The organism is Nostoc sp. UIC 10630 (assembly GCF_010747425.1).
Lineage (GTDB): Bacteria > Cyanobacteriota > Cyanobacteriia > Cyanobacteriales > Nostocaceae > Nostoc.
In genome coordinates, this window is sequence record NZ_JAAGOG010000037.1 from 1 (window position 1) to 13,787 (window position 13,787).

The following is a 13,787-nucleotide window of genomic DNA, read 5'->3' on the forward strand; positions in this document are numbered from 1 at the left end:
ATTAATATGTTTACACCTAGTATAGCTACGCTTTTTTTGTTGGAAATATCCATTATAAAACTAATTCCACAACATTAATTATGGAATTAGTTCTAGCGCTATTGTGAGGCATATATTTCAATGAATGAATTACAGAATCAAAATTCTAACCCAACGGTAATTGATAATAAATCTCTACAAACCCTTGATAAGACGCTGCTGCCAAGTATTTCTTCTCAAGCTAGTGCCAGTCTGCTTTCTCAGGGAGATGGACTCAAAGCAGAGTACTACGACAACATCGACTTTACCAACCTCAAGAAAACCCGTACAGATGCGACGGTGAACTTTGACTGGGGTCTTGGTTCTCCAGATTCGTCCATTGCTCCAGATACCTTCTCAGCACGTTGGACAGGTCAGGTAGAAGCCAAGTACAGCGAGACTTACAACTTCTATACCACTAGCGATGATGGTGTGCGACTCTGGGTGAATGGTAAGCAAATCATCAATCAGTTTGTCAATCAATCTGCCACTGAATTTAGCGGCTCGATCGCACTAGTTGCAGGTCAGAAGTACGATATTAAGCTTGAATACTTCGAAAATACCGTCACTGCCGTTTCCAAACTGGCTTGGTCAAGTGCTACTCAGACCAAAGAAATCATTCCCCAGTCCCAACTTTATAGTCAGAGCGACGTACCTGCGATTGGCAACGGCAACGGACTCAAAGCAGAGTACTACGACAACATCGACTTTACCAACCTGAAGCAAACCCGTACAGATGCGACAGTGAACTTTGACTGGGGTCTTGGTTCTCCAGATCCGACCATTGCTCCAGATACCTTCTCAGCACGTTGGACAGGTCAGGTACAAGCCAAGTACAGCGAGACTTACAACTTCTACACAAGTAATGATGATGGTGTGCGGCTGTGGGTGAATGGTCAACAAATCATTAATAAGTTTGTCGATCAATCACCTACAGAAAACACTGGCTCAATCGCTCTGGTTGCAGGTCAAAAGTACGATATTAAACTTGAATACTACGAAAATACAGTCACTGCCGTTTCCAAGCTGGCTTGGTCAAGTGCTTCTCAAACCAAAGAAATCATTCCTCAGTCCCAACTTTATAGTCAAAGTGCTAATGGCAACGGCAACGGACTCAAAGCAGAGTACTACGACAACATCGACTTTACCAACCTGAAGCAAACCCGTACAGATACGACAGTGAACTTTGACTGGGGTTTTGGTTCTCCAGAATCGTTCATTGCTCCAGATACCTTCTCAGCACGTTGGACAGGTCAAGTGCAAGCCAAGTACAGCGAGACTTACAACTTCTATACCACTAGTGATGATGGTGTGCGACTCTGGGTGAATGGTCAGCAAATCATCAATCAGTTTGTCAATCAATCTGCCACTGAATTTAGCGGCTCGATCGCACTAGTTGCAGGTCAGAAGTATGATATTAAGCTTGAATACTTCGAAAATACTGTCAATGCCGTTTCCAAGTTGGCTTGGTCGAGTGCTTCTCAGACCAAAGAAATTATTCCTCAATCACAACTGTATTCACCAGTTCTTCAGACCACAATCACATTAGGATCATCTTCCACAACTCTGAACGAAGGCGCTGTTAATGCTACCATAACTTTGCTCAGGAGTGGTGATTTAAGCAGCACATCTTCAATCAAGTATGCAACCATAGCTGGTACTGCCACAGCAGGAGTTGACTACGGAAGTGATGGCACCGAAAGCGCTGGAACAATAATTTTTGCGCCGGGTGAAAGCAGCAGACAGGTATCAATTCCGATCAATGACGATTCATTAATAGAAGTAGATGAAACTTTTAGTTTTGTTATCGATCAGCCAGGGGGAGCAACACTAGGACTCCAAAGAACTCTTGGAATTACGATTCAAGATAACGATCGCTCTGGCATCGATTTTAGTGCGCCAGTAATTAATGAGGGTGCTGGTACAGCTACGGTGACAGCTACACGGGGTAACACTGTAGGCGCTGCTAGTGTGAACTACACAACTGTGGATGGAACGGCTAAAGCTGGATCTGACTACCAAAGTAAATCTGGAACCTTGAGTTTTATTGCAGGACAAAGCCAGCAAAACATTATTATCCCCATTATTAATGACAACGTTGAGGAATCAAATGAAACATTTACTCTCAACTTTAGTAATGCAGTTGGAGTCCAACTAACTAATCAACAAACAACTATCACGATTCTTGATAATGACTCTACTAAGTTTGCTTTAGATACGGTAGCTTCTGGTTTGAATCAACCCACAGCTTTTGACTGGACAGCTGACCAAAAGCAGATGTTCATTGCCCAGAAAAATGGGGTAGTGCGAGTCTTAGACAACGGCAAATTATTAGCAACACCATTTATCGATATTTCTGCACAGGTAAATGACACGCGCGATCGCGGTCTTTTAGGCATTGCTGTACATCCAGATTTTGGCAAAAGTCCAACCGGCAATAACTATGTTTACCTATTGTATACTTACGATCCACCAGAAACTAATCCAAACAACCCTAAAAACAATCCCAATAGCACATTGGACAATCCCGATCAGAATGGGAATCGGACTGCACAGCTAATTCGGGTAACAGCTGACCCCAAAACAAATTACACTACTGCCATTGCCGGCAGCCAATTTGTGCTACTGGGTACTAATGCCACTTGGGATAATATTAGCCGTCCAGATGGAAATAGCACAAATGTCTCACTTGGCTACGCACCATCAGGAATTATTAACAAAGATACTGGTAAGCCGTTTACTAGCTTGCAGGATTATCTCAATAATCTTGATAAAGTCCAAAATGTCCAGAATTTTATAGCCAACGATAGTGAATCTCACTCAGTTGGTGCTGTGCGCTTTGGTACCGATGGTTCTCTGTTTGTGAGCTTAGGAGACGGGACTTCCTACAACGGGATAGATCCGCGAGCAATTCGCGTTCAGGATATCGATAATCTGTCCGGCAAGATCCTGCATATTGATGCGATTACTGGTCAAGGTCTATCAAGTAATCCTTTCTACAACGGCGATCCCAATAGCAATCGTTCCAAGGTTTATAACTTAGGTTTACGTAACCCCTTCCGTTTCACAATTGATAAGAATAATAACCCTGTGATTGGTGATGTTGGCTTTGATTCTTACGAAGAGGTCAATGTCGGAAAACCAGGAGCTAACTTTGGCTGGCCGTTCTATGAAGGAGGTCTTGATGCAAAAGGCAACATCGTCAGCTTGCAACAACCAAAATATGCGACCCTAAATGCAGCAAAAGACTTTTATAGTAGTGGCAAAACTGTTACAGCACCAGTTTATACTTACAAGCATTTTAGTTCCAATTCGATTACTATGGGTGACTTTTACACAGGCAATACTTTCCCCTCAATCTATCAAGGTGCGTTATTCGTTGGTGATTTCAGTCAAGGAACTATCGATGCTTTGACATTCGATAGCCAGGGCAAACTTGTCTCTGTTAAGCGGTTTGCTTCCCCAGCAGACACGCCAAATCTAGGAGTGCCTACACAGATCACCACTGGAAAAGATGGTAATCTGTACTACGTAAACTTGACCGGGGGTGAAATTGCTCGCTTCCGACCTGCTTAGAGATGACTTGAAGGAGGTCAGTGAACAGTTATTCGACTGTTCACTGATTTTTGTCAAGATAACTTTGTTAGAAATCCCAACAATTTTTTGGTATTTGATGTCAAGAGTGTGCGGCGATAAGCATCAGCGGCTTTTTTAATAGCTTCGGCTTGAGTGGGATAAGGATGAATTACACTGCTTAACTTACTCAAACCGAGCTTATTCACCATTGCTGTAGTTAATTCTGAGATCATCTCACCCGCGTGACTGGCGACAATAGTTGCACCAATTATTTCATCAGACCCCTTTTTATGGTGGATTTTGAGAAATCCTGATTCTTCACCATCTGCGATCGCGCGATCTACACTACTAAAAGGTATCTTGATTGTCGTCACCTCAATACCCAATTTCTGCGCCTCGTGTTCATACAACCCTGCGTGGGCAATTTCTGGGTCAGTATAAGTTACCCACGGCATCACCAAACTGCTGAGTTTCGAGCGTCCTATACCAAAGGGAGAGAACAGGGTATTTTTAATCACAATCCGCGCCGCAGCATCAGCAGCATGGGTAAATTTCCAGTTCATGCAGATATCGCCAGCCGCATAAATTTTGGGATTGGTCGTCTGAAGATAATCATTTACCTTCACACCTTGGCGTTTGTCGTATTCTACACCCACAGCTTCTAAATTTAGATTTTCGACATTTGGCGATCGCCCCGCACCGACTAAAATTTCATCTACTGTCACCGAATCTCGATGACCATTAGAAGAAAAGTAAAGCCGTTTCCCTTCAGTCACAGTTACCACTTCTTCCAACTTGGAATTCAACACTACGCGAATTCCTTCCCTAATCAAAACCTTTTGGAGAATTTCAGCAGCTTCAGCGTCTTCTTTATTCAGAAGATGAGAACCGCTATGGAAAAGTACCACCTCAGAACCCAAACGCCGGAAAGCTTGCGCCAATTCGCAACCAATGGGGCCGCCGCCAATCACTGCCAAACGTTCCGGTCGTTGAATTAGGGAAAAAACCGTCTCATTCGTTAGATAACCCGCCTTTTCAATTCCCGGAATCGACAGTTGTGCGGCTCTTGCGCCAGTAGCAATTACAGCTTTTTTAAACCGCAGGGTTTTACCGCCAACTTCCACGGTATTCTTACTCGCAAATCGACCGCTACCCAAAAAGACATCGACACCCAACTTTTGAAACCGCTCCGCCGAGTCGTTGTGGCTGATATCAGCCCTTATCCGCCGCATCCTTGCCATAACTTTGGGAAAATCAACATCTATATTATGTTGGGGAATATTAACTCCCAAGTTTTTAGCATCCCAGATTTCGCCAACTACACGGGCAGACCGAATAATAGTTTTAGATGGTACGCAACCAACATTTAAGCAATCTCCACCCATGAGATGCTTTTCAATTAACGCCACTTTTAAACCCAAATCTAGACCCGCAGCCCCCGCCGCCACCACTAATCCCGCCGTACCAGCCCCAATTACTACCAAATCATAAACATCTGCCGGTTGAGGATTAACCCAATTTGGCGGATGCACGTAAGATACCAACTTTTGGTTATATTCATCCGTTGGGCGAACCGTGACTCTCTCTAAATCTGAATTGGTCATTGGCGAAACCTCTTTTAAGAATTGAAAATACTAAAGTCAACTACCTTTGGGAGGAATTGAAAATTAAGAATCCTGATAAATTTAGTTGGCTCAGTCTCTTGTTTTTTATGTTTGTTTAATAATAAATACAACCTTTGAATTGTTTTGTCCGTTTGGGAATTGACAGATACGATTAAAGTTTTCCTGTATAAACGTTTCAACAATCGATAATTTACAGCAATTTGCTGTTGAATAGCCCACAATAGAGTACCTACAATTCCTCTTCTAAAGCTTTACGTGCAATCCGGGTTATATAAACTGTAACGGCTACTGTCGCAATCAAACCCAAAATCCGAATTGCCCATTGTAAAGTTGGGTTAGTAGGTTGAGCTTCAGTACCAATCATGGCAAGATTACTTGCAAGGGAACCTATATAAACGTACATAATGGTTCCAGGAATCATCCCTACAGAGCCAATGAAATAATCTTTAAGTGAAACTCCCGTGATACCAAAGGCATAATTTAATAAATTGAAAGGAAATATTGGCGAGAGTCGCGTTAGCAGGACAATTTTTAATCCTTCTCTGCCAACAGCTTGGTCAATGGCGGCAAATTTTTTGTTATCTGCAATTTTACCAGCAACCCAGTTCCTTGCTAAATAACGTCCCACGAGGAAAGCTGCTGTAGCGCCAAGTGTTGCACCAATGAAGACGTACAAAGAACCCCAAACTACGCCAAATATAACGCCAGAACCCAAGGTGAGAATAGAACCAGGGAAAAAAGCGACGGTAGCGATAATGTAAAGTGCAATAAAAGCTATGGCTCCCAATGCACCCAGGCTATCAATCCACTGCAACGAATCCCGTAAAATGGTTTGAGGATTGAAATAATTTGGATTTGCAGATTCTTCTGCTAGAGCCGCTTCTGTGTTTAATGCGAAAGCACTCGCCAATATCAATAATATTAATACACCTAGGCTAAAAAGCTTCTGTAAGTTTCTGGCATCAATACTTTTAAATATCTGAATGATTGTTATTTTTTTCATGGGTTGTTATTTCTTCTAATGCCACACTTTGAGCTAATACTTTTTGAGCAACTTTTGTGATATGTACAGTCACGGCAACGGTAGCAATCAACCCAACTACTTGCATTATCCATTGCCAGACTTGAGTTTCTGGAGTAGTTGGTTGATGAGATGTGTTAATCATGGCAAGATTACCAGCTAAAGAACCAATATAAACGTACATCACAGTACCAGGAATAATGCCAAAGGAACCTAATATATAGTCTTTGAGAGAAACCTGTGTGACTCCAAAAGCATAATTTAATAAATTGAAGGGAAAAACGGGACAGAGACGAGTTAGAAAAACTATTTTCCATCCCTCTTTCGCAACTGCTAAATCAATTGCTTTAAATTTAGGATGTTTGTCCATTTGTCGAGAAATCCAATCTCGTGAAAGGTAGCGTCCAATAATAAAAGCTAAAGTTGCTCCGGCTATTGCAGCAATTAGCACATATATTGACCCCCAAAATACTCCAAACAGACAACCACCTTTGAGTGTCAAGAGAGAACCCGGTATAAATAATAATGTTGCCAAGTTGTAAATGAATATATAAGCGATAGGCCCTAAAACTCCAAGACTCTCAACCCAAATGATTGATGTGTGTAAAAGTCCCTGAAAGTTTAACTGTTTAGCAGCAATTATTAAAGTGAAAATCAGGCAACTTAGGAGTAGTAGTTTGAGTTTAGAAGTTAATAAAGGTTTTTTCATTTTTATAAGTTTGACCTTCTGAGGCTCAAGTTTGAAACCTAGATTTTAAATTCACTGCTCCTAAGATATAGTACTCAGATGAGAAACAGCTTAAATTCTTTTAAATTTTTCTCGGCGATACCAACAACGAATTCGCTCAGGTGAAACGCCGAGTAAATAAGCAATAATTACTATTTGATTAAGCAGCGTAGTTTTGAATACTCCCTTTTGCAACCATCTACGGGCTGAAGTAACAACTGGTGTAGGAATAATTACAATTCGTCCAATGGATTTTAAGCAACGTATGAGTTCAAAGTCTTCCATGATAGGCAATTCAGGAAAACCACCAATTTGCTGAAATACTTTTTTGGTTAAAAAAATTGCTTGGTCGCCGTAGGGCATTTGGCAAAAATGCGATCGCACATTTACTCCCCACTCCACCCATCGTAAACTTAAAAGTGGTGCATCAATCCGCAACTTAAATGCACCAGCCACAGTCCCAGGTTGTTGTAGCGCTGTGCGAATCATGTCATCAAACCCAGTCGGTAAACGGGTATCTGCATGAAGAAATAAGAGAATATTCCCGCTAGCAGCTACTACACCCGCGTTCATTTGCACAGCACGACCTGGAGATGATGAGATAACTTTGACATTTAAAGACTGAGCTATTTCTATGGTGTCATCTTTAGAGCCACCATCTACTATGATTACTTCTATATTTGTATTGGGTTGAGTAGTTACAATTGCTTTTTTGATATTCCCTGCTTCATTAAGAGTCGGAATAATAATAGAAATTCTAGCTGCGTCAATATTTTGACTCATAAATTGTTATTTTTATGTTACTGACGGATGGAAAGTTTACCCTCAGTTTATTGACCCTCCTAAGTCGCTACCGCTTCGCTATCGCAAAATACTATGTTATTCTAAGACCGTAAAAATACTGAAATACTTTACTCTATTATTACTTCAGCACTTGAAGCATCATTTTATCCTGGTGTTCAATTAATTCATACCGCACTCAGCAACGCCGAAAAATCTTGCGATGCCTGCGGCAGGCGGAGCCATCGCTTGGTATACAAAAGCTTTAGAATTCAAAAATGGCAAAAGTTTTCGGGGAGTGACAAAATCGGTTGATAGTGATTGTAATGCTTCTAAAATGCAGCATTTAGGTCATTTCCAAAAATACAGTATTTACGAGATCACCTGCGGAATCTGGGTTTAAATAAATCCCCGTCTGAAAAAGTCTTTATAATTAACAACTCATCATGAAAACTAGTATTTTTCACCGCCCATGCCACACCTTGACAAATAGTCTAATGAGGCTATTGCTGCTCGGTCGAAGGCGTGACATCGGCGAATGGAGAAACTGAAGCTTTGAGTTTCTTATGGAATGCAGGCACGATTGCCCTGCATTACAGATTTAGAATTGCTCGGTTTCTTTTAATTAGGCGCTCTTACCCCATTTTGTCCCAATGCAGAATAGTCTCTGGGTGGGAAAAGGCTAGCTTGACCATTTACATCATACTTAAATCCTTTGACAGGAACAATTTGCTTGAACGTAATCCCTTGAGCGGGAGCGGGTGATATGCTTGCGTTTCTCCCATAAGCATCTGTATAGATTACTGAATTTGCAGAATTGCTAAATGCAAGACCAGAAAAGTGAGTTTCTCTTTGAGTTGTTCCTCGGAAGGGCGATCGCGGGTCGTCCCACTCGACTTTGCTACCAGCAGCTAATGTTTCCTCGCAAATTAGAGTTGTAGAAAGAGGATGTGCTGGGTCATAGCAGCTATTCACAGTCCTATTGATCTTCGTTGTGGTAGACGGATCATAAAAACGGGAAGGATTTGCGACCTTAAAGTAAAAACTTTTTCCAGCAAAGCCAGTAAGCCAAGATTCAGTATTTCTTGAATTTATATCTGCCGTTTTTTGATCAACTGTCCCACGCTGGTAACAACCAGCAGTAGGAATGGCGCGATGGGCATCACCATAGGGTTGATTCGTAGGGGAGGGAGGAATGCCAGGATTTACCGTTGATAAGTTACACAAAGAAGTTTCAGGTTCTTTAAATTCTCCGGCAGCACCAAACAAAGCAAAATGCTTTAAATTGAAGGGTTCAAGCCCATCACATTTACCAGACGCAAACATTTCATGGGCTGTATTTACTAGCGCATCCGGCGAATGTGTACCCATGTGCAGTTTTAAGCTCACGTCACAGGATTTAATTAAACTGCTGTTGCTGGCATCGAACATCTGCCAATTGTTGGCAACAAGAACCTTATGCCCAAAGTGATCTTCATTTCTATGAACAGATGGATTAGATGGATTATTAGTTGCTAGTTGCTCATTTACATAGCCAAAAGCTGGCATCCCTGCAATATTAAATACCTCTGAACTGAGCGGATCGTCACCATGCTCGTGACCGTATGTACAATACGTATTTGTTTCAGGGTTGAAATCTACAGGTGGATGCCATGTGGGGTAGACTTTGCCATCCTCACCGTTGGTGAAATAAGTATCGTGCATCCACTTGGGGCATTCCCATGTTTTGCCAGGAGACCACAGCCCATAGGATTTGGCCAGAATCTGGGAACTGGTTGGTAGTAGGTTTTGTATTCGTATCGGTCTGCCAGAAATAGGAATAACAGGCGAACCTTGGTTTACACTGTTGGATTGGATTTTTTGTATCTCGTCAATTTTTTGCACTGTATCCTTTGCCCAGAAAGCAAACCAATTAAAGCGCATAGAACTGTTAGAGCCTGTAAACCTAATGACAAGGTTTTGTTTTCCTTTTGCAAGGCTCTTATTCAAAGGACACGGAACTGTACGATAGTTTGACAGAGAACCAGTACTGTTGATGGTACAGCTTCCCACTACAGTGCCGCTAACTGAACCTAAGCGCACTTCAACGCTGTTTGTCCCAGAAGGTAAAGCGATACGCATCATCAACGCCTCTACACCACTACCTAAGTCAAGGTTGTTGTATATTGCATAGTTACCATTGGCGGTGTTGGTTAGTTCCTGGGTTTGCTCTGTATACACAAGATCAAAAGGATTTTCGCTACGCTCCCAATAGTCTCCCCAGGCTGTGTTTAGTCCAGAACGAAACGATGAGTTGAGAGCATCTACACGCTTAAATACAGGCCAAGGTGCCGATGCGCTCGACGGAATAGTCAATGTGCTGGTAGCCGCTATAACCTTCAGTGGCTCAACAACCGGAATATTTAATACATGACTAATGCCGGATAAACTCAGTAGTAACAGTAACGTAATAGCAGTGTGCAGAAAAAATCTGCTTAATTTAGGGTTCACATCATTTATCCTCTGAAATTAAAAGGCGTTGCTGAATCAAAATATAAACAAACTAGCCGCAGTCAACAGGCTGTTAGTTACTACATCTACTAATGACTCTTGAAATATATCAGAGCTAATAGATTAGAGATTGAACTAACAACTTCAGTATTTATTCGGGTGGAAGAATTTTGAAAATGTCGTTTTTTCAAAATGTGATGACTATCACTTTTCCATTAATCTAGGCTAGGCATCCTTCTTTCGTTACTACGCAGAGAGTATATCAGGGATCAAACCGTTCGAGAACCATATATAATTAATTTTGTAATTTTGTCTGATTATTTATAAGCTTAGATTCTGACCTATTTACAACGAAAAATATCTCAAAGTACTATTATCAGTTTAAATTTACGTTAAGAGTGAAATCTGCGATCGCCTGCTTGAAGCTTTTTGCACAGAGGCTTTGCCTGTTTTCAGATATGTCTTATTAAAGCTTTCGTTGCTTGATGGGTTGAGCCGGATTACCTGCATAAATGGTCATCGACTGTAGCGATTTTCCAGTAACTCCACCTAATGTTAGTACTGCTCCTCGACCAACAGTGACCCCTGGCCCAATTACAGACTTGGCAGCAATCCAACTACCCTCTTGAATATTGATTGGGGCAACAATTAATTTAAAATCGGGATGATTCCAGTCATGATTCCCGGTGCAGAGATAGACCATTTGAGATAGGCAAACATGGCTTTCAATGGTGACACAAGCGAGGTTATCTATCCATACATTTTCCCCAATCCAAACAAAATCACCAATGTCTAACCGCCAGGGAAATTTTACCCGCACTCCAGGTTTAATGCGGACACCTTGACCAACTGTAGCTCCAAAACTGCGGAGTACCCAAATCTTAAAAACTGAAAATGGTAGCCAATAAGTTTCAACTAAGGGCGATCCAATAAAATACCAAAGAAGTTGCTTCCAGTATGGTGCTCCTGGAGTGTAGTCGTTAACAGTATATTGATTTAGGCGCATACGGTGGTTAAATTTATCGAAATAGCATTCATGAGCTAGAATTCAACATGAATTCTATACGACTGGCGGACTTTGACTTCGGTGTGACATTTCGACAAGGCTCAGTCGAACGCTGAATAGATGGTTTTAAAACCCCACCAAATAGTAGATTTAGTGGTCAACCTTTGTAGCTGTAGGACTGAATCTCCTACTGATGCTTACTGAATGTATCTAAGTATTGTAAATATTTATAATATATTAAAATAAATTCTTAATAACTACTGACTAATTAAGTTTTAAATTTCTCAGCTTCTATAAGTCGAATGCTCAAGAGTATTTCTGCCAGAACACGTTGAAAGGCATAGTACCAACCATGCCAACCATCTAGAATACCGCCTTTGATAATTAAGCAATAAAATAAAATTATAAAAGGTGCAATAATTTTTTGTTTGCGGATGCGATCGCCTAAACTAAGTTCACTAGTAGGAGTCTCTAGTAATTTTTTTACTTCCAATACCATATAACGCTCCTGTGCCCATAACCAACGCTTTAGGGGTTTGCGATCATCGTGGTGAATATAGGCAGAAAGTGTTGCAGAGTTACCAAACATCTGCAAAAGTTGTGTGTGTCCATCATCGATGTACTTAGCCTTGCTTTTACGAAAAAGCACTTGACGAGGTGGAAGTATACAATTACGCATTGGTTTACCAAACACACAATACTGGAATCTGGCAAAATAGCCATCAATCTTTCCATCAATCGGTAGAGCAGCAATTTCAGAAATTAACTCATTAGTTACTATATAGTCTGCATCTAGAGAAAGCACCCAAGGCGACTGAACTTGCTCTAAACCATAATTCCACTGCCTAGCATGGGTATCAAATTCCTGTTGGAATATATGAACTTGTGGATAGGAGTTAAGAATTTCTAGAGTTTTATCACTACTATAGCTATCAATAACTATGATTTTCTCTGCCCAAGTGAGTTGCTGGAGTGTGCGTTCAATATTTGGGTCTTCATTATACGTGAGAATAAGAGGAGTAATCAGCTTTAGCATATCAAAAATAAATCTTTCAGAATCAGATCAATTCCCGAGTAAAGTGCGAGAACAAAGCATAGACTTCCAAAGAAAGGGAAATCTACCTGCAAACTTAAATTTAATGTTTGTAATTATATTCCAATATCATCTCCATCAGAGGTTTTATAAGATAAAGATAATGATGTGATTGATTAGAAGATTGATATTCGTATTGGTTAGTAATCTTTGAATTTATATGTTTAATCACCTATTATTTATCATTTATGTTAACGGGCAGTAGAAACAGTCTGACTTTCAATGATATCAGTATAAACTGAAATTAGTTTTGATGCGATACGATCCCAAGTATAATTTTCTAATACAAATTTACGAGCGCGATCGCCTCGCTTTTGTGCTTCTTCGGGACAATCCAAAACCTGCTGTATAGCAGCCGCGATCGCAGTTACATCAAACTCTGCAACATAACCAAGATTTTCTTGTGCAACTAGATTAGCTAAAGCAACACCAGGAGTAACTATAACAGGAATACCCGCAGATAAAGCTTCTAATACTGCTACACCAAAGTTTTCCGAGTAAGAAGTCAGAGCAAATAAATCCGCTCCTTGCAGAAATAAATCTTTAATTTCTCCCTTAACAAATCCTGTAATATGGGTGCGGTTTTTAATGCCATTGGATACGAGAAGTGATTTAATTTCACTTTCATATTCTTGTGAACCACTACCTGCTAACACAAATGTAAAGCGATAATCTGATAATTTTCCTAAAGCTGGAATTAGGTATTCTAAACCTTTTTTGTGATGTAGGCGAGATAAAAATAAAATAATTGGTTCATCGTCTGGTAAGTTTAAGTATTGCCGCAAATGCTGACGCGCGTTAGGGTTAATATTAGGAATATCAACACCGTGCGGTAAAATAAAACTTGGGGAACTTAGATTTAATTGCGAAGCTTCTTGTTGTTCTTGCTTTGAGGTAAAATGTATGGATTTACTATAATTTAGATTGGCTTTTTCTATGAGTTGGAGATAAATTTGCTTTTTGCGAGAGCTTTGTTGTAAAGACCATTCACATAGCTGTCCTAAAGGGCGAACGATGTAAGGAACTCCTTGGAAGCGAGCGATCGCCATTGCTACTGTAGAAGGATAGGAAAAAATAGCGTGGACGTGTAGTAAGTCATACTTAGAAACATTTTGCCACAACCATATAGTTAGCTCTCTAGAAAAGGCAAATTCTCTGATGGAGCCAACTTTAGGAGAAAATCGCTTAAAGAAATTTACTGGCACTTGGTTGTACTCAATACGCCTACCAAGGGGTACATCAAGCAAATCATTACCATTATCATTAGTAGTAACAATTTCTGCTTCAATATTTTCATCTCTTAATGCTTTAACTACCTCTATTACTGCTTGACTTGGGCCACCTCTTACTGATGCTATTGAAGGAATAATATGAAGAATTTTCATTTCTATTCAAAATTGTGAGGTTTTTAATTATTAATCTAACTTTTTTTGGCAGTCCTCACAAGTTAC

The 13,787-nt window shown here is 40.6% G+C and carries 10 protein-coding genes; 2 read left to right on the plus strand and 8 right to left on the minus strand.

Annotated features, from left to right (window positions below; translation table 11 throughout):
• The first annotated feature begins 120 nt into the window (after positions 1-120).
• Positions 121-3,594 carry a PA14 domain-containing protein gene (locus G1O98_RS11790; RefSeq protein ID WP_163928990.1) on the plus strand — a complete coding sequence of 1,158 codons (3,474 nt, stop codon included), beginning with the start codon at positions 121-123 and terminating at the stop codon, positions 3,592-3,594.
• A gap of 53 nt (positions 3,595-3,647) precedes the next feature.
• On the opposite strand, the gene G1O98_RS11795 is transcribed toward G1O98_RS11790, so the two are convergent.
• From G1O98_RS11795 to G1O98_RS11810, 4 genes are all read right to left on the minus strand, one after another.
• A complete protein-coding gene (locus tag G1O98_RS11795) occupies positions 3,648-5,198 on the minus strand; it encodes a mercuric reductase (RefSeq protein ID WP_163928991.1) in 1,551 nt (516 codons plus the stop codon).
• A gap of 250 nt (positions 5,199-5,448) precedes the next feature.
• Positions 5,449-6,222, minus strand: coding sequence for a TVP38/TMEM64 family protein (locus G1O98_RS11800; RefSeq protein WP_163928992.1), 774 nt, complete (start codon positions 6,220-6,222; stop codon positions 5,449-5,451).
• Positions 6,191-6,949 carry a TVP38/TMEM64 family protein gene (locus tag G1O98_RS11805; protein WP_163928993.1) on the minus strand — a complete coding sequence of 253 codons (759 nt, stop codon included), beginning with the start codon at positions 6,947-6,949 and terminating at the stop codon, positions 6,191-6,193. Before G1O98_RS11805 ends, G1O98_RS11800 begins: the two co-directional genes overlap by 32 nt.
• A 90-nt stretch (positions 6,950-7,039) precedes the next feature.
• Positions 7,040-7,750 carry a TIGR04283 family arsenosugar biosynthesis glycosyltransferase gene (locus G1O98_RS11810; RefSeq protein ID WP_163928994.1) on the minus strand — a complete coding sequence of 237 codons (711 nt, stop codon included), beginning with the start codon at positions 7,748-7,750 and terminating at the stop codon, positions 7,040-7,042.
• A gap of 220 nt (positions 7,751-7,970) precedes the next feature.
• On the opposite strand from G1O98_RS11810, the gene G1O98_RS11815 reads away from it, so the two are divergent.
• Positions 7,971-8,150, plus strand: coding sequence for a hypothetical protein (locus tag G1O98_RS11815; protein WP_163928995.1), 180 nt, complete (start codon positions 7,971-7,973; stop codon positions 8,148-8,150).
• A gap of 218 nt (positions 8,151-8,368) precedes the next feature.
• Here G1O98_RS11815 and G1O98_RS11820 read toward each other — a convergent pair whose 3' ends face one another.
• From G1O98_RS11820 to G1O98_RS11835, 4 genes are all read right to left on the minus strand, one after another.
• Positions 8,369-10,237 (minus strand): carbohydrate-binding protein, encoded by a 1,869-nt coding sequence (locus G1O98_RS11820; RefSeq protein WP_163928996.1) that lies wholly within the window; start codon positions 10,235-10,237, stop codon positions 8,369-8,371.
• A 466-nt stretch (positions 10,238-10,703) separates the two neighbouring features.
• The gene (locus G1O98_RS11825; RefSeq protein ID WP_163928997.1) at positions 10,704-11,243 is read right to left on the minus strand and encodes a WcaF family extracellular polysaccharide biosynthesis acetyltransferase; all 540 of its coding nucleotides are present in this window, start codon (positions 11,241-11,243) and stop codon (positions 10,704-10,706) included.
• Between the two features lie 268 nt (positions 11,244-11,511).
• Entirely contained in the window at positions 11,512-12,279 is a 768-nt protein-coding gene (locus tag G1O98_RS11830; protein WP_163928998.1) for a glycosyltransferase family 2 protein, read from the minus strand.
• Positions 12,280-12,527: 248 nt separating this feature from the next.
• On the minus strand, positions 12,528-13,721 hold the full coding sequence (locus G1O98_RS11835) for a glycosyltransferase (RefSeq protein ID WP_163928999.1): 1,194 nt from the start codon (positions 13,719-13,721) through the stop codon (positions 12,528-12,530).
• Positions 13,722-13,787: the final 66 nt, after the last annotated feature.